The sequence below is a fragment of the Paenibacillus terricola genome (assembly GCF_014779765.1).
Lineage (GTDB): Bacteria > Bacillota > Bacilli > Paenibacillales > Paenibacillaceae > Paenibacillus_T > Paenibacillus_T terricola.
Map to the genome: position 1 here is coordinate 36,957 of NZ_JACXZA010000001.1, position 22,607 is coordinate 59,563.

Below are 22,607 nucleotides of genomic sequence, written 5' to 3' on the forward strand. Positions count from 1 at the left end.
TATTACATAGAATGCATAACTAATGCGGAGGTAGTGAAGTCATGTTAAAAAAGTCAATTCGATCATGCATCGTCGTTACCGTGATCGTTTCGCTTATCCTCTCCACAGGATATATGAGCAGCAATGGAAGAGCGTATGCTGCGGATGACGCCCCAGCGGTTTATGCCAATACAATCGAAAACCCAGGCTTTGAAACTGGAGATATGACGGGCTGGACGGTCATTAATGGAAGCGCTTTCTCGTCAGATAGCGTTTCTAGCGATACGATGTATTGGGCTGAAGGGATTCCTTATCAGCAAGAGGGACTCTATCATATGAATGGATGGAAACATGAAGAAACGGCAACCGGAAGGGTGCGGTCATCTACCTTTACGCTGGGTGGGTCCGGATGGATTACTTTCATGCTTGGCGGCGGGAGACATACCGATCAGGAATATATCGAGATCCACAATGCGGATACGGGCGAAGTGATTGCTCGATACGGGAATACGGAGTGGAGCGATGCGAATTTCCCCAAAGTCGAGTTAGGTCTGCGTTTAGCGAACTTGGTGAAATACAAGGCAGACCTGAGCCGATATCTCGGGCAGAATCTGTATATCGATATTGTAGATAATGGCACCTCCGATTGGGGCCTGCTGTTCGCCGATTCCTTCGATACTTATTACGAGACCAAACCTAGTGAAGGAATTAGAGCGGATAATCTATACGACCCAGGTGTGAAAGAAATTGAAAATCCAGGATTTGAAACAGGAGATATGTCGGGCTGGACTGTAGTGGAAGGAATGGCTTTCGGCCCGAACAGTGTATCCGATGAGACTTCCTATTGGAATGAACAGATTCCATATAACCAAGAAGGCCAGTACCACTTAAACGGGTGGAAATATGACGAGGCCAATACGGGTATATTGCGTTCAACCACATTTAAGCTAAGCGGCACTGGCTGGATCACGTTCAGAATGGGCGGTGGCAAGAATACGGATCTGGTTCATATCGACGTCTATGATGCTAATAACAATGAGTTAGTGGCACGTTACGGAAACACGGAATTCGCCGATATTAACTTTCCGAATGTAGATCAAGGTCTCCGATTAGCCAATATGGTTCAATATAGAGCGGATTTGCGCGCTTTTGTTGGCGAGAATCTCTACTTCGAGATCGTAGACAATGCAACAAGTGACTGGGGAGTCGTCTTCGCCGATGACTTCAAGACGTATCTCACAAGCACGCCTACAGATGGTGTGGCTGCTATAAACCTATATCATCCTGTACGTTACGAGCCACTCAACCCTGGATTTGAATCGGGCAGCTTGTTTGGCTGGATGGTTGTTGCTGGCAACGCCTTCGGACCAGGCAGCGTGTCGGGCGATACGACATGGTGGAGCGAGAACATTCCTTATAATCAGGAAGGCGATTATCATCTGAACGGCTGGATGTATGACGAGAAAAAGACAGGTATTCTGCGTTCGTCCACTTTCACGCTTGGCGGTACGGGCTGGATTACGTTTAAGCTTGGCGGCGGTAAACGAACGGATCTCGTCCATGTTGATGTATATAATGCGGACACGGACGAATTAATTGCACGTTATGGCAATACGGAGTTCAAGGATACGAACTTCCCTAACATTGATCAAGGGATGCGGCTTGCGAACATGGTGCAATACAAGGCGGATCTGTCCAAGCATTTGGATGAGAACCTGTACCTTGAGATTGTAGACAATGCGGATTCGGATTGGGGACAAATATTTGCTGATGCCTTCTTCACCTATCAGACGGAAGTGCCGACGGATGGCGTACTGGCAACCAATTTGTACTCCACAACACCTGAGGACATACAGAACCCAGGGTTTGAGACCGGTGATTTAAGCGGTTGGACCAGCGAAGGCGATGCCTTTGCAAACGCGGTTACAAGTGAGACTAGCTTCGGCCGCGATCAAACGCCTTACGGACAGGAAGGTACTTATCATGCAGTAGGGGCTGATGCTGGGACTGGTACGTTAACCTCCAGTACGTTCAAATTAGGCGGCAATGGATTCATTAGCTTCCTGATCGGTGGAGGAAATGATACGGACAACCTCTATGTCGCTCTAGTACGGGCTTCTGATCATACCGTGCTGATGAAATCCACTGGAGCGCAGTCGGATGCGTATCAACGAATCAATTGGGATGCAACGCCATATCTCGGTCAAGATTTATATATTCATGTAGTAGATCAGACTGCTTCCGGCCACATCAATGTCGACGATTTTCAGGTGAAAGGGTCGGGTTTAATCGGCAGCTGGCGCTTCAATGAGGGGCAAGGAACGAAGGCGAAGGACGAGGTTCGAAGCCGCAATGATGCCGTTCATTATGTATTCAACGATGCCAAATACAAGCCGAACAGCGAACCGCTGTGGAGAGATGGGGTCTCCGGTAAAGGGCTTCTCTTTGACGGATACTCTACATGGATTGCGAGACCGGCCAATGAAATTGCCAAGCCAGCTGATGAGATCACGATTGAAGCATGGGTTGCTCCAAGATCTTACGAGTGGGGCGATCAAGGCAAGCTCTCCGCAATCGTAAACCAATATGACGATGCGAATCGAACGGGTTACATCCTGGGGATGGGCCGCCATGGCAAGTGGTCATTCCAGGTCGGAATTAATGGGAAGTGGGTAGAAGCATGGGCAGCGGATGACAAGCCGCTTAACAAGTCGGAGTGGTCACACATTGCTGCGACATACAGTAAGACCGATGGGAAATTGAAGTTGTATCTGAACGGCGAGCTGGTTGGTACAGCAACCTCCGAGAAGAAGCTTGCCATTACGCCGGCGAACACTGATTTTATGATTGGCAAAAACAATTCCGGCGCTGTGATTAACGGCGTGTTCACTGCCAATATGTTCAATGGCTTGATCGATGAAGTGAACGTGTTTAACCAAGCGCTGACTCAAGATCAGATCCGCAGTGACTACAATACAGTCACTGCTACCTTCAATGGGGGGATTGTGCCTACTCCTTCATTGGATTTCGACCGCACCGATTATGACGGGGATCGCTATCGCCCGCAATATCACTTAATTGCGCCCGGTCATTGGATGAATGAGCCGCATGCGCCGCTTTACTTCGACGGGAAGTATCACATCTTCTATCAATTTAACCCGCAAGGGCCTTACTGGCATCAAATCCATTGGGGACATGCTGTCAGCGATGATATGGTCCATTGGAAGGACATGCCTGTCGCTCTGTCGCCGGATGGTGGATCAGAAACGCCGGATGGCGTGTGGTCGGGCAGTGCCGTTGTCGATGACAATGGTAATCCTGCATTATTCTTCACAGCTGGGGATGACAAGGCTAGTCCTAACCAAGCAACGGGACTGGCGAGAAGCACATTCAAGGACGACGGAGATGTCGATCTGAAGAACTGGGTTTATAACGGCACGCCGGTAACCGTCCAAGCTCCCAATTTGCAGGCAGAAGAAGGCGAAGTATGGTACGGCAACTTCCGAGATCCGTATGTTTGGAAGGATGGAGACACCTGGTATCAGCTCGTAGGTTCGGGAATTAAGGACGTTGGCGGAACGGCCTTGCTGTATACGTCCGATGATATGGTTCATTGGACGTATCAACATCCATTCTTCGTTGGCGATTACGAGAAGTACCACAAGACGGGTCAAGTCTGGGAGCTTCCAGTACTGCTTCCATTAGGTGAGGACAGCAATGGAACTATGAAGTATGCATTCTTCATCAATCCTTGGTTCGATCACTATGACCAAGACAACGTGAAATATGTCTATCATTGGATCGGTACTTGGGATAAGGTAAATAACAAATTTGTACCGGATCACGAGGATCCCCGGATGTTCGATTTTGGGGAGCACTTCACGGGACCAAGCGGAATGATAGATGGTCAAGGACGTTCGATTTTGTACAGCATCACGCAAGATCGTCGCACGGAACAGCAGCATAATGATGCAGGCTGGGCACATAATGGTGGATTGCCGCTCGTATTGTCGCTGCGCAGCGATGATACGCTTGGTGTAGAGCCGATTCCGGAACTGCAGTCGCTCCGTGGTAAGAAGCTGGTTGATCTGTCTCAGAAGACAGTGGGAGAGGCGAATAGCGCACTCGCTCAAGTACAAGGCGATATGCTGGAGGTTGTCTTGGAAGCCCATATCGGCACGGCGAAGAAGGTCGGTATCTCGTTGCGAAAGACAGCGGATGGCGCTGAGGAAACGAAGCTGATCTATGATGCAGAAAACCAGCTGCTCAGCATAGACCGATGGAAATCGTCATTGGATCCAGATGTTCAGAAGGGTATCCAGAACGGCAAAATGGAACTTGACGGCGATCTGTTGAAACTCCATATCTATCTTGACCGCTCCATGATTGAGGCTTATGCCAATGGGAAGAACAGCATCACGTCCAGGGTATACCCGACGCGTGGGGATGCGCTTGGCCTAAGCTTATGGAGCGAAGGCGGAGCTGCTTCCGTTCAGAAGTTGCAAGTTTGGGAGATGAACTCCGCTTATGGCAGCACGGTGCCGGCAAGCTGGCCAGATCCGCAGGCACAAACGACAGCAGTCGGTGAACTGCCTAATGCAGATTTCGAGAAAGGCGATTTGTCTGGATGGACGGCCGAAGGCAACGCGTTCACGGATAAGAATGTGACGAAGGTTAACGATTGGGGATGGGGAGGTCCATTCAATCAAGCTTGGGTTGCGAAAGATCCGGAACGTTATCATTTGTGGGGCATTAATCCGGAATTCGGAGATTCGGCGACAGGGTCGTTGACTTCCCAAACGTTCACATTAGGCGGAGACGGAAAGATCAGCCTCCTGGTTGGCGGAGGACAGGATCTCGATCATCTCTACATTGCGCTAGTACGTGCTTCTGACAAACAAATACTGATGAAAGATACCGGCAATAACAATGAAGCATACCGACGTGTAACGTGGGACGCATCAGCTTACAAGGGCGAAGCGTTGTATATTCAAGTTGTCGATCAAGCGACTGGAGGCTGGGGACATATCAATATCGACAATTTGAACGTACCGGTGTCGATTATTAACGGCAGTGTTGGTGGGGGTGGAATTATTAGCTCTCAGCCAGAAGCGGGACAACAACCAGGGTTATACCCAGTCACTGCAGATGATCTCAAAGTTAGTAGTGCGAATGGGCAGACTGCGGCTTCATTGATCGTTGATAGCCAGAAGCTTCGAGATGTACTCAATGGGATCAAGGATAGCAATGTTTCTACCATTTTGTTTGATGTACCAATAAAACAAGGATCCGCGTTGGACGTTTCCTTGCCGTTGGCGGTACTGCAAGAAGCGATTGAGCATTCTCCGAATCTGATCGTCACAGTAAAGAGTGGGAACGTAACTTATGATCTCCCGTTGGCGTTGTTGCATGATGGGATCCAGAGCAATGTTGCAAGTAACCTCCATGTGGTGATTGAACCACAATCAGGAGAGGCTCTCACCAAGATCCAACAAGCGACTGACTCGTCTGGCTTGAAGATGGTATCAGGAGCATTTGGTTTCGCAGTGCTCTTAGAGGCAAATGGGACATTATCAGAGACGAAGAACTTCGGTAAGCTGTACATTTCACGCTCGATTACGGTTGATGGCGTATTGGATCCTAATACAACTACAGCGATAATGATTGACCCGAGCACGGGTAAGACCACCTTCGTCCCAGCAACGTTTGACGTTAAGGATGGCAAGACGGTTGTTACGATTAAAAGCAATAAGAACGGCATTTATACGATAGTCCAATTCATCAAGACGTTTACGGACATTCGCAATCATTGGGCGAAACATGAAATTGAACTGCTGACATCCAAGCTAATTGTTAATGGGACAAGCGCATCGGTATTTGCTCCGAACGCAACCCTGACACGGGCAGAATTCGTGGTAATTGTTGCACGTGCACTAGGTTTATCCGATCAGGCTGGTAATTCATCCAAGCTTAACGATGTTACCTTGGGCAGTTGGTATTCAGATGCTGTTGGAGGAGCGGTTCATGCAGGCATTATTACGGGTTATCAGGACGGCAGCTTTAGGCCGCAGCAGCATGTCACCCGTGAAGAAATGGCTGTTATGCTCTCTCGTGCTGCGGCGTATATCGGTGCTGCGCTTGGTTCCGGCACGATTGTCGATTCGTTATTGGCTCAATATTCGGATGGTTCGAAAGTAAGTGAATGGGCTCAATCAGCTGTATCTGAGCTAATTGCTTCAGAACTATTGAAAGGCAACCAAGATGGATTGCTGAATCCTAAAGCTAATCTTACAAGAGCGGAAATGGCTGTAGTGATGAAACGCTTCCTCGTACAAGTCGGCTTCATTAGCTAAACAATTACATCATTAGAATTAGCACCCTTTAGTCCTTCGTTCACGCTTATTGAGCTAGTGTTCTGGTCTAAAGGGTGTTTTTCTTCAACTAAGAGAGGTGCAGCAAGAACAATAATGCGATAACGAAGTTTTCTAAATTGAAGGAGGGAATTTACAGATGTCAGTCATTCGAATTATGCAACGAATCTCGATTAGTTTAATGTTAATGTGCAGTACATTACTAGGTACGCTCTGGCCCATATCTAACAGTGCCAACGCCGCTCAGGGCATCATTGCACAGTGGAGGTTTGACGAGGGAACGGGGACATCAACGAAGGAAACGGTTAGTAACACGAATGATTCGGTTCACTATGTGTTCAACAATGCGGTGTATAAACCAGTAAGCGCTCCAGAGTGGAAGTCGGATGGCATTGCGAATAGTGCCTTGTTATTCGATGGCTACTCCACTTGGGTAACCCATCAGCCTATTGCAACGCCTACTCAGGCCATGACGGTCGAAGCATGGGTCGCGCCTAGATCCTATGAATGGGGCGATAACGGCCGTTTGTCTGCTATTGTCAATCAACATGATAAGGATGCAAGACAAGGATTTCTGCTTGGCGTATTCCGGGGAGGAACGTGGTCTTTCCAAATTGGATCGAATGGGAATTGGTACGAAGTATGGGCGTACGAGCCGCTTCCTAAATATGAATGGTCACATCTCGTCGCCACTGTAGATGGTGTGCAAGGCACGATGAAACTGTACTTGAACGGGAAGAAGGTCGCTTCGCGCAGCATACCTGTCAATTCAACCATTACCCACTCAGGCAACCCATTGATCATCGGCAAAAATACTCAAAGCACGCAGCTTGGCATCTTTCCTTTGAATATGTTTGACGGACTCATTGATGAAGTGAAAATCAGCAATCTGGCCTATAGTGATGCAGATGCGCAGAACGATTATCAAAGCTATGTAACACAGCTGGGCGGCAATATGCCTACACCGGATTTAAGCTTTGATCGAAGCACGTTCCAAGGGGATAAATATCGTCCGACTTACCATGCTATAGCCCCGGGACATTGGATGAACGAACCACACGCTCCTCTCTACTATAACGGCCAATACCATCTGTTCTATCAGAACAATCCGCAAGGACCTTATTGGCACAATATTCATTGGGGACATTGGGTAAGCACGGATATGGTGCATTGGCGGGACATTACGCCGGCTTTATCACCAGAATTGTTCCAGGTCGATCCGGACGGCGATTGGACGGGAAGCTCGGTCATTGATGATACAGGGAACCCGACTCTATTCTTCACGGCAGGTAATGATTCGAGAGCGTATATGAGCAGTAATCAGAACATCGGCGTAGCTCGAAGCACGATACAACAGGATAACGATAATGACCTAAAGAACTGGAAGAAGGAAACGACGCTTGCCGTGACACAGCAGCCTGGTCAAGGGAAAATTGGAGAGTTCCGAGATCCCTATGTATTCAAGGACGGCTCAACCTGGTTTATGTTAGTAGGGACCGGAGTGGATGGCCAAGGAGGAACCGCTGTCGTTTATTCTACAAATGACCCTAATTTAATGAACTGGACCTATCGTGGTCCATTGTACCAGTCCAATCCTAGTACCTATCCTCAATTGGGAACGGTCTGGGAGCTTCCGGTGATGATGCCGCTGGGCAACGGCAAACATCTGTTAGCTGTCAGTCCCGTTGGATCTGGTGCCGATGTCGAGGTATATTATTGGATTGGCACTTGGAATAGCAGCACAGCTAGATTCACCCCGGATCAGCCTGCTCCGCAGTTAATGGACTTTGGCGACTTTAAATTTACAGGTCCAAGCGGGTTTGTAGATCCTGTGACTGGACGCAATATAATGTTTACGATTGCGCAAGGCGAACGATCGTCCCAAGAAGAATCCGATGCCGGCTGGGCGCATAATGCCGGACTTCCAGTGGAGCTAAGTCTTCGTCCAGATGGGCGGTTAGGGATAAAGCCTATTGATGAATTGCAATCGCTGAGAGGACAGCAACTCGTCAATATCACTTCCGATACAAGCTTTGCGGCAGCTAATTCAGCTTTGTCCGCGGTAACGGGAGATACGTTGGAGATTGAGATGGAGCTGGCCAAAGGGTCGGCAGATCGAGTTGGCATAAAGGTCCGCAAATCGCCGAATAGTGAAGAAGAAACTTTGCTCTACTACGCTTACGGTGCCAAGGAGTTTGGCGTAGATCGAACCAAGACGGTAGCGGGCACGAATAAGGGGATTCAAAAAGGGACGGTCGATATAGGCAATGAAAATGTTAAGCTTCACATTTACTTGGATAAATCCATGGTAGAGGCATACTTGAATGGTCAGAAATCGATTACGACTCGAACCTACTCGACACGTGATGATGCGAAAGGGCTGCAGCTGTGGGGGGACGCGAATACAAGCTCCATCGTTGTGAAATCCCTTAAAGTTTGGAACATGAATTCCGCGTATACACAGGTTCCAGTTACCGGATTAAGTTTGAATCCTTCCAGCACGCAACTGGCGGTAGGCGGGAAGAAAACGGTATATGGAACGGTGGCTCCAGCGGACGCTTCCAACAAGAATCTGACCTGGACATCCAGCAACCCTTCCATTGCAACTGTGGTAAACGGGGTTGTTACTGGTCATGCAGTGGGTAATGCTGTAATCACAGCCAAGACCCGAGATGGCGCAAAGACAGCCTCCGCTGCCATCACCGTTATTGAGGCACCTCCTTCCACGAATTTGACGAACGGCGGATTTGAGAATGGGGATCTGAGTGGATGGATTGTAGAAAGCGGAAGTGCATTCTCTAATGCAGCCGTCACAAATCAGACCATTAAAGATTCACAGCCTCTTAATCAGGCAGGTAGCTATCATCTAGGAGGATACCTGAATGGAGATGCCGCAACGGGGGTGCTCAAATCTAAGCCATTTACTTTGGGAGGTAACGGTCAAATCAGCTTCCTAGTCGGCGGCGGTTCCGATATCGACAAGCTTTATGTATCTTTTGTTAGAGCTTCTGATGGGAAAGAATTATTCCGATCGACCGGACCCGGCACGTACTGGAATTGGCAAACGACTAAAGGGGAGACCGATAGCTACACGAGAAGGTCGTGGGATGCCACCGCTTATATCGGAACTTCTATGTATGTGAAAGTCGTTGACGAACGTACGGATGGATGGGGACATCTTAATATCGATGATTTTATCGTTCCCGTATCAGTTGGAGCAGCGGATACACAAGCGCCAACAACGCCGACTAATTTGATCTCGCCGTCTAAGACCGATACTTCGGTAACGTTGAGTTGGGGACCCTCAACAGATAATGTGGACATTGCAGGGTACTCGATCTTCCGAAATGGGACAAAGGTAGGCATAAGCATAACGACAGGATATACAGACACTGGTTTAAGTTCGAATACGATGTATTCGTACACAGTTAAGGCCGGAGATTCTGCTGGCAATCTATCAGCCGCGAGCAATAGTTTATCGGTTACGACGGAACCTTCAGCTTCTTCCGGAGGCGAAGGCATTACTAATCATGATTTCGAGACTGGCGATCTGACCGGTTGGACAATCGTGAGCGGTAATGCTTTCAATACGGGAGATGTAACAAGTGACGTCAATTGGGGTTGGGGAGGCCCTTTTAAACAGAATGGCAATTATCATTTGTGGGGGTTCAAGGATGGAGGGGACGGCCAAGTAGGCGTACTCAAGTCTGAGATGTTTACACTTGGCGGTAACGGAGCGATCGATTTCCTGATAGGCGGGGGCAATGATATCAATAACCTGTATGTTGCCCTTGTGCGCGCTTCCGATGGAGCTGAATTAATGAAGGCAACCGGTAATAATGACGAAGTGTATAGTCGTATTCAATGGAACGCCGCTTCTTATGTGGGTACGTCCTGCTATATCAAGATCGTGGACAACGCAACCGGAGTGTTTGGACACGTGAATGTAGATGATGTGAATGTTCCAACAAGTTCGGGTGCAGTGGATTCGGTTCCTCCTACGATCCCGGGCAGCTTGACTTCACCTAACCATACGGATACGTCCATTTCGGTCGCATGGTCTGCTTCTTCAGATAATGTAGGGGTAACGGGGTATCGCATTTATAGAAATGGGATAGAGGTAGGGAATACAGCAACGACAAGTTTTAAAGACACGGGGCTTATGGCAGATACCACTTATACGTATACAGTAAGAGCGGTAGATGCAGCGAACAATATGTCAGGTGTAAGCAGTTCATTGCTGGTGAAGACAGGGAAATTAGGTGAGTTGACCAATCATGATTTCGAGAGCGGCAATTTGACGGGCTGGACGATCGTAAGCGGCAATGCATTCAGTGCGGCAGATGTAACAAGTGATATCAATTGGAATTGGGGAGGGCCTTTCAATCAGAATGGCGTCTATCATCTGTGGGACTTCAAGGATGGAGGAGACGGACAAGTAGGCGTACTCAAGTCCGAGACGTTTACGCTTGGCGGTATAGGGGCGATCGACTTCCTGATTGGCGGAGGCAATGATAGCAATAATCTGTATGTCGCCCTTGTTCGTGCTTCCGACGGGGTGGTATTAATGAAGGCGACTGGCAATAATGACGAAGCGTATACTCGAATCCAGTGGAATGCTGCCACCTATGTAGGAACACAGTGTTACATCAAAGTCGTGGACAACGCAACTGGAGGATTCGGACATTTGAACCTGGATGATGTGAATGTGCCTGTCGTTGTGAATTAGTTGTATCGGTTTGAATTGATGTTTCGATTCGTAGAATTATTACGCCTGTCACTTTGAGACAGGCGTTTTTTTAATGCATTTACAAGCGAACAGAGCTATATGGTTTAAGGGCTGGCGGATAGGCAAGGTCGCTGTAACGCTAATAAAACAATAGTAAGATGACGAGCATCAAGAGAAAAACAGAGATTAAAGCCATTCCAATTGAGGTAAACCAAATAATTGTATTCGGTGATCGGAATGCCTCTTCGTTTATTGCTCGCTGCTTCGTTCTATAATTTACGGTCGCCATATAGATGATCATACATCCGATTAATACCGAGCCAATTCCAATGATCGCAGCAACGGAATGTCCATACTGCTCATAAGTCGTGGTGCGAAACACGACTCCTGCTGCTAGAAAACCGAGTCCGATGATGGTAATTGACGTGCGAATCCAAGCCAGAAACGTTCGTTCATTAGCAAGATGTTGTTGTACATATTTAAACTCGTTCTGCTTCTGCTCCATTCCTAATCGAATCCTTCCTTGTTTGTTAGTGATGTGATCAAAGTCGCCTCATATTCCATAGGATCATGAGGTATGAATATTAGCAAGCATCCAGTATGGCGATTTGGATTTATTTGCGGATCGTCGACATTGACGCCGAATCAATTATCGTAATCAGTATGGACGAAGATATCATTGATAATAAACCAATATATTAGATATATTTGTCCGCTGTGGCTTGATATGATGTCCTTATCAACATCAATTTCCACAGGGGGGAATTGGTATATGGTACATATTCAAGTCAATGAAAAGAGAATCTTCGGCGAGCGCAGTCCGATGCTTTACGGACATTTTATCGAGTATTTTCACAGGCAGATTTACAACGGCATTTACGATCCTGAATCCCCGTTCGCGAATGAAGACGGGCTTCGAACAAGCAATGAAGAAAATTCAAGTTCCTATTCTAAGCCTCTATTCGATAAAGCCTGGCGTGTAGAGGATCCCAATACATTCGGTACCGATGAGTATATCAAACTGTGTCAAGCTATTGGCTGCGAGCCATACATTTGTATCAATGCAGGAACGGGAACCGCTGAAGAAATAAGTGATTGGGTTGAATACTGCAACTTGGAGCATGAAGGTCAATATGCCAAATGGAGAATTAAAAACGGGTATCCTGATCCATACAAAGTGAAATATTGGAGCATCGGAAACGAAAACTATGGTTCTTGGGAAACTGGGGCAAAATCGGCTGATGAATGGGGTCGATTAGTCCGGGAATCAGCCAAAATGATGAAGCATGTTGATCCTCAAACAGAGCTCTCGGCCGCAGCGCTTCCTAATTTGGATTGGAATATTAATCTGCTCAAGCATTGCGGAGATTACTTGGATTGGATCTCCATTCATGAATATTGGGATATGGTCCCAGAGAAGAACGAGCTAGCAACGTATGAACAATGTATCGCCTACACGAACCATATTGACCATGCAGTGGATGAAGTTAGAGGTCTTCTAAAGGCGATGAAATTAGATAAGAAAATTAAAATTGCTTTTGACGAATGGAATTTAAGAAGCTGGCATCACCCCAATGTACTATCCTTGCGACAAAATGGTCCGACAAACCGGGAATTGCCTTAGCCGTTATCAATAAACATCCAGCGGAGAGCAGCCAAGTGACGCTTTCCTTTGCATGCAGCCGCACGAAGGTGACTTTATACGGTATCAACGGTGAAACGCCAGATTCCTATAACGATGTGGATCGAACGGAAGTAGCTATCTATAAGGAAGAGCTTGGCGACTTCAATAAGGACATGACAATCCCAATAAAGCCACATTCCGATAATATTGTACAGATCACTTCTGACGGTGCTGTACTTGGATAACTCGTATGAAGGGCAATGATTTGTATTTGTGGTAAAAGGATGGGCAGCACAGAGCAGCACAGAGGGGATGCCCTTTGTGCTGCCCTTTTTTACTGACGGCTGATGCTACAGCTTCCTCGCCTTAAACACAAAAGTGACAGGAAGCATCGCTGCTTTTCTGGCAAATTCGTTGTTAGCGTTCCAAGACTGTATGATGTCATCATCCGATTCCTCAATCATCTGCTCGATGACAAATCCCGCCTTGGAGAGTGCATTTACATAGGTTGATAGTTTGCGGTCCGTTAAAGATAACGTACTATCTCCAATTGTTACGGAATACCAAGATTCATCGAAGTAATTTTTCTTGAAAACAAATTTATCATTCTCGGCAGCAACACATTTGTGTATCGGGTGAGACCAACTGATTATAAATGCACCGTCTTTCTTGAGGTAAGAAGCTATCCGGCGGAAAGTTCCCTCAAGGTCGGTCGTCCAACCTATGGCATAGACGGAATAAACAAAGTCAAAATAATTCTCAGGTATGCCGCATTGCTCTTCCATAGGAGCGCAGACCAAATTCGCAGACAGACCGTAAGCCGCCAAATGCTGTCTAGTTTTCTCGATTTGGTTTTCGGATAGATCCATCCCCCATAGTTCACCGGCGCTGCGCTCCCCGTGATATCGCAATGACTCCCCGCTGCCGCAGCCGATCTCCAGCAGCTTCTTTCCTGTGACATCGCCGAAAAGCTGACACTTTTCTTCCGAGACGAATGCTCCGTATAGAGGAAGGGCGGTTGCTCCTAGGACTTCGTTTCCTCGTGTATCCCAGAATAAGCTGTTTGTTTGATGGATATCCTTCTTATCCATGTCGACCGTGACGGCGCCAACCTCGCCACCGCCTATAATGTTGGTTCGATTCGCTGAATGCTTGTCCATGCATACAACCTCCCCAAAGATTGTTGAGCGTAAACCTTTATCCGACTTGCGCAGGTTGCTGTACTGAATGCGAACATTTGTGCTGCTAATTCTCTAATAATATATCGTTTCCCTAAGTGTAAATCAACCAGAATCATCCATCGAAGAGGAGAAGAAATAAAAAGGACAAATATGCTTGCGAGGCCATAGGTAGTAATTGTTATTTTTGTTAGCTGACAAATGTTTTAATTTCCTAAGCTGTTATTCCGTTAATCTGGCGTTCTGTGGTATTCTTAGTCATAGCAGTGAAACGTTTTCATAAATATTCGAACATTCCTAATAAGAATTTATTAGCAATAATGTTGAAAGCTTAACGTATCGCGGTTCGTTCATTAGATGCACAAGGAGGACGAGAGATGCGAAAGACAATCGGCCTGACGTTAATCGCAGTACTCGCCGCATCTTGGACGTTGGCAGGCTGCTCAGGCCAATCGGCAGAGACCGATAACGCGACTAAGGGCAATACATCTGCTGTATCCAATCATACGTTGACCATACTAACGAATCGGGTCGATCTGATTGAGAATGGGAGAATGCGCAAGTATGCGGAGCCATTCGAGCAGAAGCATCCGGGGCTGAAGGTGGAGTTCCAAGGCTTCAGCAATTACACGGCTGATATTATGGCGCATCTATCCACGCAGAATATGGGGGATGTGCTGCTATTGCCTGCGAATATGCTGGCACAGGATTTCCCGCGGTACTTCGAACCGCTGCCGGATGAGATGTTCGATTCGATTCGATTTGCGGACTATAAGGCGTACGATGGCGTGCGTTATGGCATAGCGTCAGGCGCATCAACCGTAGGCGTCGTGTATAATAAGAAAGCTTTCGCGAAAGCGGGTATCGAAACACCGCCAGTCACACTGGCTGAGTTCTATGAGGCGTGCAAGAAGCTGAAGCAGAAGGGGATCACCCCGGTTTATCTCAATTATGGTGCGCAGTGGCCGCTCAAAATATGGGGAGAAGAGTTCGTCAGCTATATGACGGGTGACCCGGAATACTTGAACAAGATGGCGAATTCGGACAAGCCTTGGGATATGAGCAATCCGTGGGGGCAGTCGATGAAGATTGTGAAGACGCTCATTGATCGCGGCTATACGGAGCAAGGGCTGTTCAACAACCAGTGGGAGCTGTCGAAGAAGAAGATTGCCGACGGCGAAGCGGCTATGTCGATTAACGGGAACTGGGTTATTAAGCAGGTAATCGAAGCAGGGGCAAGCTCGGACGATATCGGATTTTTCCCATTCCCATACGATGATGAGACGAATCGGTACGCTCCGCTCGTGCCTGACTGGTTCGTTGGCGTGAGCAAGTTCAGCACGAACAAAGAGCTGGCGAAGGAGTGGGTCGATTACTTCGTGAAGCAGTCTGGTTACGTAGAAGACGAGGGTTATTTGCCGGTCCGGATCAACGAACAGTCATCTGTATCGCCTCAGCAGGAGCAGTTCTTGTCCTACAAGCCAACCTTCGTAGAGAATGTTCCGCCAAGCGATCAGATTCTCCAAATCGCAGAGAAAGCAAAGGTGACGCTCTGGTCAGGCGAGTATATCCAAGAGTGGATCGCGTCCAGGAACCTTCAGCAGACGTTCGAGCAGTATAATGCGAGGTGGCAGGAAGCTCGGAAACAGATCATCAAATAATCTATACCATTACACAGAAGGGCGCTTCCGCATATGGCGGAAGCGCCCTTTTACAACTCCGAAACTATTACTTCGATGCCAATTGCAGATTGCGCTCAACCAAGCCGATGCGCTGCTGTACGCATGCGTACGAGCGAAGCGGGTCCTCCGGCGTGTTCATGGCATAGTCCAACAGCTGATCAACCGTTGTCGTTGCGACATGGCAGCGCGTATCGGAGGAAGCGTAGTAGATGTAGACGTCGCCATTGTCCTGCGCGATAACGCCGTTGCAGAATACAACATTCGAGACGTCGCCGACGCGTTCGATGCCCTCAGGCGCAATGAAGTGACCGCCTGGACGATGCGTCACGACATTCGGGCGATCCAGCTCCGACAAGAAGACGTATAGCACATAACGAAGTCCGGCAGCCGTGTTGCGAACGCCATGTGCGATGTGCAGCCAGCCTTTATCCGTCTTAATTGGAGCGGGCCCTTGGCCGTTCTTTACTTCCTTGATCGTGTGATAGTGGCGGTGATCGATGATGGACTCGCTCTTAATTACAGCGTTCTCGATGGACTCGGACAGTCCCCAGCCGATGCCGCCGCCTGAACCGGTATCGATGAAGCCGTCCTGCGGACGCGTATAGAACGCGTATTGGCCATCTACGAATTCCGGATGCAGCACGACATTGCGCTGTTGATTGGAGCTCGTCTTCAGGTCGGCAAGACGCTCCCATTCCACGAGATCCTTCGTGCGGACGATGCCGCATTGCGCGACTGCGCTGGACAGATCGCCCGGCGCCGCTTGCGGATCTTTGCGCTCCGTGCAGAACAGGCCATAAATCCAGCCGTCTTCATGCTGAACGAGACGCATGTCATAGACGTTGATGTCTGGATCGTCCGTCTCCGGCAGCACGACAGGGCGGTCCCAGAAGCGGAAGCCGTCAATGCCGTTGTCGCTCTCCGCAACAGCGAAGAACGATTTGCGGTCATGGCCCTCGACGCGAGCAACGAGATAGAACTTGCCGTTCAATGCGATGGCGCCGGGGTTGAACACACAGTTAATGCCGAGGCGCTCCATGAAGTAGGGGTTCGTCTCCGGATTGAAGTCGTACTTCCAGACTAGCGGCGCGTGATCGGCTGTCAGGACAGGATGTACATAGCGGTCGAAAATACCGTTGCCGAGCGGCGCTATCTCGTTCGGGCGGGCAATGAGCTGCTCATAATGTTCAGTCAGCTGTTGTTTGCGTGTGCGGAATGTTTCGTTCATGGATGAGTTCCTCCGATTTCTTCTTCAATTTGCTCTGCTATTCATCGCATACTAGTGCTCAAGACGCTCCAACATCTCCAGGCATGCGCGGCCGTTATGATACGGACATTTCCATGCGCCGACCTTCGGATGATCGACGGTTGGCTGACCCTCTCTCGTGACGCTCCAATACCATTCACCGTTCGTTCGGTCGATAAGGTAGGACTGAATGAAATGCCAAGAGTGATAGGCGGCAGCCGCATATCGCGAATCGCCAGTCAATTGATAGGCGTTGTAGAAGCCAACGACGGCCTCGGCTTGCGGCCACCAGTCTTTATTCGTATCGATAAGTCCTTTGTGATTCGCTTCGTTCGGGATGCCGCCATCGGGATCAACGCCTTCAAGGAGCGTTGCTTCGGCCATTTTGATCGCAACCAACTTCACTTCTGCGAGCAGTTCCTGATCGCCGAGCACCTCAGCCGCTTCATGCAGCAGCCAGCTGCCTTCGATATCATGGCCGTACGAGATATGATCGGACTTATTCGTCCACTGTTCATCGAAGAACAGTTTGAAGTGTCCGGTCTCTCGGTCGACGATATGCTCGACCGTAATCTCGATCAGCTCTCGCAATGCGTGCTTCAATTCGTCGGAAGGCCATACGCGATACAGATTCGTATACCCTTCCAGTACATGAAGATGGGTGTTCATCGATTTCTTCTCGTTAAGATCCTTGTTGCTTAGACTAAGCTCATCCGTAGCGGACCAGTCAGCTGCGAGTGCTTCGATGTAACCGAGATGAATCGGATCGCGGCCATGACGTTCGATCAATCGGAACAGCTCGATGGCTTCGTCGAGAGCCTGCAGGTTGCCTGTGGCCCGGTAATATTCAGATAATGCATAGATGCCGAAGGCTTGCCCGTAGACTTGCTTTTTGTCCGAAGAAGGTTTGCCTGCCGCATCCAGCATCCAATACATCCCGCCATTGCGAGGATCGACGAAATGGTTCTTGATATAGGAATAAGCGCTTTCCGCCATTTCCAAATAACTTCCGCTATTGAACTGGCGATAAGCAGCGGAGAACGTCCATAGAATGCGGGTGTTTAGAACGAGGCTTTTCTCCGCATCATAGACACGAGCCATCTCTTGGCTGATCTCGCCAATAAAGCCGCCATTGACAGGGTCCGGCGCATGCTGCAGCCAGAAACCAAGAATGTTATCGCTTAGCTCCCGCCGAATTTCATCTGCCCATTGCATCTTCGACAATTCCGTCATCGTCATCGGGGTGATGTCTCCCATTCCTTCACCTTCTGTGCGTAGTAGTTGGATACGGCTGCTTCGCCAGCCTTGGCATACATGCAATAATCATCGTTAGAAGTCGCTTCATTCTCCGCATAGAGAATGGCTGGCCAATCCCAGAGCATGAAGCCGCCTACCCAATCGCGTTTATCGCAGCGTTCGAACATCGTCTCTAGATAGAGCTTCTGAACCGACTCGTCGGGGGCGCCGGCGAGGTTCCAGTCATTCGGCAGATGCTCGGAGCCTTGGCGGCTCGGGCAGCCTGCTTCCATGAAGAAGAACGGCTTATCATACTTCTTCACAACTGCCTCGATCCGATCAAGCTGACGATCCCAATCGCCGATTGGGTAATAGCCGCTTGCAGAGATGACGTCGACGGCATCCCACCAGGACACGCGGTCTTCCTGATATTTGTCGCAGTTGTACGTGATCGTTCCAGAGTATACAGTTCTTACATTGTCAATCAATGCTCTCCACTCCGACTCCCGGCGGTCAGTCTGAACCATCTCGCAGCCGATGCACAACATCTCGCAGCCCGTCTCCTCAGCCATAGCGGCGTAGTGGAGGATGAATGCGGTATAGGAAGCGAACCACTCGGACCACTTCGGCTCGCAAGGTACATCGTGATCGAAGAAATTAATATGCGCGCGCCAAGTGCCGTCGGCGCAGTTGACGACAGGCTTTAGACATACGTTAAGCCCAAGCTTCTTGGCTTTGTAGATCGCATTGCGCACTTCTTCGTCCGTTACAGTAGGTGCATCCTGATAAGCTATCGTTGTTGCTTGCGGATGAGCTTGATAAGCGGCGAATGTAATCGCCGTCCAATTAACGTTCAAACGTTCAGTCATTAGCTCCATCGATTGCATCGCTTCTTCCTGAGCCCAAGTGCCTCTAACACCGGTCCATCCCCAAGTCATACCACCAATAAAATCATCTGTTCTACTCATATTCAACTCTCCAATGCGAATTGTTAGCATAACAAAATATAACTTTGTTATCATAGGGTAATCCAAGGCTGCTGCTTTTGGCAATAGCTCAAGACGAAAAAGTTAATGGAAACGCTTTACCTCTTATTAATAGGGGATAACGGCTTGGAAAATCATAGGATTACACATCTTTACAGTTGACGAATAAGTTTCTCGCTTTGTCGGATAAAGAAGTAATTTGAAGACTAGAAAAGATAATTCAGACCATTTTATTGCGAAATGGGAGGGGGTATACTCAATTTGCAAGCGGTACCAAACATTAATCGAGGGGGATTTAGACGTGAAAAAATCTTTATCGTTATTGTTAGTTAGTGCAATGTCGCTAACAATGTTAGCGGGCTGCGGAAACGACGACAAGAAAGATGAGACGAAACCTGCCGACACGGGCAAGGAATCGACAGAAGCGGCAACGGGAACGGATGCAGAAGTAGGAAAGACAGACGGAGCAGGCGACATCAGCGGCAAAGTCGTATTCCTGACGAACCGTACGGACATGGTCGGCAAGCAATATGACGACTACAAGAAACGGTTCGAAGAGAAATATCCTAACGTTAAGATCGAATTCGAAGCGGTGCTGGATTATGAGAAAACAGAGAAGATCCGAATCGCAACGGGCGAATATCCTGACGTTGTATTGATCGGACCGGGTATCCCGAATTCGGACTTCCCGAAATATTTTGCGCCGCTCGATGATATTCAGTTCTCCGGCGACATCAGCTTCAAGGACCTGAAAGCTTACGAGGGTAAAATGTATGGCGTATCCTCCGGCGGCAGCACGGTAGGCGTTGTCTACAACAAGAAAGCATTCGAGAAAGCGGGCATTACAGCAGTGCCTAAGACGCTTGACGAGTTCTATGCGGATGCACAGAAGCTAAAGGATGCCGGCATTACGCCGCTTGCTTCGAACTTCAGAGACAAATGGCCGCTCGACGCATGGATCTATGATGTGCCAACGATGATCGGCGGCGTTTCGGATCACCAGAACAAACGCGCGGACAGCGACACGCCGTACACGATGGATGGCGTATACGGCCAATCGTGGTCGATCCTTCGCACGCTGAATGAGAAAGGTTTCCTCGAGAAGGACATCAACTCGACGAACTGGGAGAATTCCAAGAAGGACGTCGCGCAAGGCAAGTTCGGCATGTACCTGCTCGGCAACTGGGTCATTAACCAAGTTATCGAGAATGGCGCAGCTTCGGAGGACATCGGCTTCTTCCCATTCCCTACAGATAACTCCGGCACGCTGAAAGCTCCGCTGAACCCAGACTGGTTCTATGGCGTGAACAAGAACGGTAACGTAGCAGCTGCGAAAGCATTCGTGAAATGGATGATTGAAGAGTCCGGCTTCGACGACTTCGCTGGCCTCATCCCAACGCTGAAGGATAAGAAGTCGAGCCTGGCGCAGCTGGCGGAATTCAATGGCTACAACCCGCAATACATCGAGGCAGGTCCTCCGAACGACGTCGCAACGTCGATCCAGAACGTCGCGCAGATCGATCAAGGCAAAGTCGTTCAAGAATTCGTGCTTGCGAAGGATCCGCAATCGATCCTGGACAAATACAACAAACTGTGGGAAAAAGCAAAAAAATCGGTCGTGAAATAAGGTAATGATGCGAGTTCAAAAAGTTCGGTGATCAAAAGCGGACTTTTTGAACTACCTCTTAAGGATGCGTAAGGAGCGGGTGTCTTTCAGGACATCCGTTCCTATCACGCGCTTGATCTGCAACGCTGATAGGCTATCGGCAATACAAGCTATGGGAGAGGAATGGGTGCCATGCTCAGCAGGCTTCCTTTTGGAACACAAAAGAAAATCATTATTATATCGTTCGTCGCGCTGCCTCTTCTGCTCCTATTAACATTTTCTTATTACCCTGCATTAGAGCTCATCAGGCTCAGCTTTACGAACTGGGACGGCATGAGTCAGGACAAGGATTGGATCGGTTTACAGAACTACCGCGAAGTATTCAGCAACTCGGAAATCTTCGGTGTATTCAAACATAACATCGCTTATTTTGTAGTTGGAATTGTGCAAAATATTGCCGCCATCTATTTCGCAGTTATATTGAACGGCAAGCTGAAAGGGAAGTATTTCTTCCGGCTGCTGTTGTTCCTTCCGTACATTCTGAACGGCGTCGCGGTTGCTTACGCATTCGGTTATGTATTTGATACAACGAACGGATCGCTTAATTTCCTGCTTGGCAATATGGGACTTGGCTCGGAGACGAGCTGGCTTGGAACAGAGAAGTTCGTTAACTATACGTTGGCGTCCATTGGTTTCTGGCGTTTCATGGGCTTTAACATGGTCATTTATCTGGCGGCGCTTCAATCGATTCCTGGCGATCTGTATGAAGCAGCATCCATCGACGGGGCAAGCAAATGGCAGCAATTCCGCTTCATTACGGTGCCTAACATCTACAAAATTATCGAGCTGAACCTATTCCTGACGGTAACTGGCGCGCTGGAAGTGTTCGACCTTCCATTCGTTCTGACACTGGGCGGACCAGCAGGTTCGAGTGAAACCTTCGTGATGAAAATTCTCGAGACTGCATTCCAGTTTAACAACTATGGGCTTGCATCTGCGATGAGCGTAGTCTTGTTGATATTTGTCGTTATCGTATTGTCGATTCAACGATTCTTCTTAAGCAGGAAGGGGGACTGACGGTGACTAGAGAGAATCCGGTCTGGACCTTCATCAAATATTTATCGCTCGCAATAGCGGCGTTCGGCATTCTGTTTCCACCCTATGTGATCGTTGCCAACGCCTTCAAGACGCCGGAAGAATTCACGGACAAGTCGACGATGTCGCTGCCGGATAGCTTCCTGAACTTCAGCAATTTCGGCGATGCATTCGTGCAAGCGGATATGGGGCGCGCTTTCGGCAATACGCTGCTCATTCTCGGCGTAACGCTTGTGCTCAACGTACTGCTGGGCTCTGCCTTCTGTTATGCGGTGTCGCGATTTAAGTTCAAGCTGCAAGGGCCGCTTGTAGGGCTGTTCCTATTCGCAACGATCATCCCGCAGATTACGACGCAGGTCGTGAACTACAAGACGATTCAAGGTCTTGGACTGACGAATCATCTGATGGGACCAACGCTGCTGTATGTAGGAGCGGATATTCTTCAAATTTATATTTATCTGCAGTTCATTCGGAACATCCCGTATGACCTGGACGAGGCTGCGATGATGGAAGGCGCTTCTTTGTTCAAAATTTTCTATTCCATTATTCTGCCGCTTCTCGGACCGGCGACAGCGACGGTGGTTATTCTGAAGACGATCTCGATCTACAACGATATGTATACGCCGTATCTGTATTTGTCCAAGCCGGACAAAGTCGTTGTATCGACCGCGCTCATGCGATTCTTCGGCGTGAACAGCGGCGACTGGCAGATGATATCGTCAGCGATTCTAATTATTATGATTCCGACGGCTGTGATGTATCTATTCCTGCAGAAGTATATTTTCGCAGGGGTCACGAGCGGGGCAGTGAAGTAGCTTTCATGTGAGTGGGAGGGGACTGGTAAGGTTCCCTCTTATTTAATGATGATATTTGTA

The 22,607-nt window shown here is 48.6% G+C and carries 13 protein-coding genes; 8 read left to right on the plus strand and 5 right to left on the minus strand.

Translation table 11 applies throughout. From position 1 onward, the window contains the following. Positions 1–41: 41 nt before the first annotated feature. Positions 42–6,332, plus strand: coding sequence for an S-layer homology domain-containing protein (locus H8B09_RS00250; RefSeq protein ID WP_191201500.1), 6,291 nt, complete (start codon positions 42–44; stop codon positions 6,330–6,332). Positions 6,333–6,537: 205 nt separating this feature from the next. Next, a complete protein-coding gene (locus tag H8B09_RS00255) occupies positions 6,538–11,079 on the plus strand; it encodes a GH32 C-terminal domain-containing protein (protein ID WP_397376043.1) in 4,542 nt (1,513 codons plus the stop codon). 139 nt (positions 11,080–11,218) lie between these two features. Here H8B09_RS00255 and H8B09_RS00260 read toward each other — a convergent pair whose 3' ends face one another. Then, positions 11,219–11,584 carry a YidH family protein gene (locus H8B09_RS00260; protein WP_191201501.1) on the minus strand — a complete coding sequence of 122 codons (366 nt, stop codon included), beginning with the start codon at positions 11,582–11,584 and terminating at the stop codon, positions 11,219–11,221. Positions 11,585–11,851: 267 nt separating this feature from the next. On the opposite strand from H8B09_RS00260, the gene H8B09_RS00265 reads away from it, so the two are divergent. Together H8B09_RS00265 and H8B09_RS30285 are read left to right on the plus strand one after the other, a co-directional pair. After that, positions 11,852–12,703 carry an alpha-L-arabinofuranosidase family protein gene (locus tag H8B09_RS00265; protein ID WP_224753172.1) on the plus strand — a complete coding sequence of 284 codons (852 nt, stop codon included), beginning with the start codon at positions 11,852–11,854 and terminating at the stop codon, positions 12,701–12,703. Between the two features lie 35 nt (positions 12,704–12,738). After that, the gene (locus H8B09_RS30285) at positions 12,739–12,948 is read left to right on the plus strand and encodes a hypothetical protein (RefSeq protein ID WP_224753173.1); all 210 of its coding nucleotides are present in this window, start codon (positions 12,739–12,741) and stop codon (positions 12,946–12,948) included. Positions 12,949–13,053: 105 nt separating this feature from the next. Here the strand turns inward: H8B09_RS30285 and H8B09_RS00270 are convergent, their stop codons facing one another. After that, the gene (locus H8B09_RS00270) at positions 13,054–13,863 is read right to left on the minus strand and encodes a class I SAM-dependent methyltransferase (protein ID WP_191201502.1); all 810 of its coding nucleotides are present in this window, start codon (positions 13,861–13,863) and stop codon (positions 13,054–13,056) included. Positions 13,864–14,258: 395 nt separating this feature from the next. On the opposite strand from H8B09_RS00270, the gene H8B09_RS00275 reads away from it, so the two are divergent. Then, positions 14,259–15,542: an ABC transporter substrate-binding protein gene (locus H8B09_RS00275; protein WP_191201503.1), complete on the plus strand. Its 1,284-nt coding sequence runs from the start codon at positions 14,259–14,261 to the stop codon at positions 15,540–15,542. Between the two features lie 67 nt (positions 15,543–15,609). Here H8B09_RS00275 and H8B09_RS00280 read toward each other — a convergent pair whose 3' ends face one another. Genes H8B09_RS00280 through H8B09_RS00290 form a run of 3 tightly spaced genes read right to left on the minus strand, consistent with a single transcriptional unit; the run spans position 15,610 to position 19,013 of the window. Beyond that, a complete protein-coding gene (locus tag H8B09_RS00280) occupies positions 15,610–16,791 on the minus strand; it encodes a glycoside hydrolase family 130 protein (protein ID WP_191201504.1) in 1,182 nt (393 codons plus the stop codon). Positions 16,792–16,842: 51 nt separating this feature from the next. After that, positions 16,843–18,066, minus strand: coding sequence for an AGE family epimerase/isomerase (locus H8B09_RS00285; protein WP_397376033.1), 1,224 nt, complete (start codon positions 18,064–18,066; stop codon positions 16,843–16,845). After that, the gene (locus H8B09_RS00290; RefSeq protein WP_191201505.1) at positions 18,045–19,013 is read right to left on the minus strand and encodes a glycoside hydrolase family 113; all 969 of its coding nucleotides are present in this window, start codon (positions 19,011–19,013) and stop codon (positions 18,045–18,047) included. The genes H8B09_RS00285 and H8B09_RS00290 overlap by 22 nt, the downstream gene beginning before the upstream one ends. A gap of 319 nt (positions 19,014–19,332) precedes the next feature. Here H8B09_RS00290 and H8B09_RS00295 point away from each other — a divergent pair, with 319 nt between their 5' ends. The 3 genes from H8B09_RS00295 to H8B09_RS00305 all read left to right on the plus strand — a co-directional run bounded on the left by H8B09_RS00295 (position 19,333) and on the right by H8B09_RS00305 (position 22,547). Continuing rightward, positions 19,333–20,658, plus strand: coding sequence for an ABC transporter substrate-binding protein (locus H8B09_RS00295; RefSeq protein WP_191201506.1), 1,326 nt, complete (start codon positions 19,333–19,335; stop codon positions 20,656–20,658). Between the two features lie 171 nt (positions 20,659–20,829). Next, on the plus strand, positions 20,830–21,714 hold the full coding sequence (locus tag H8B09_RS00300; protein WP_191201507.1) for a carbohydrate ABC transporter permease: 885 nt from the start codon (positions 20,830–20,832) through the stop codon (positions 21,712–21,714). 2 nt (positions 21,715–21,716) lie between these two features. Then, positions 21,717–22,547, plus strand: coding sequence for a carbohydrate ABC transporter permease (locus tag H8B09_RS00305; protein ID WP_191201508.1), 831 nt, complete (start codon positions 21,717–21,719; stop codon positions 22,545–22,547). The last annotated feature ends 60 nt before the right edge of the window (positions 22,548–22,607 follow it).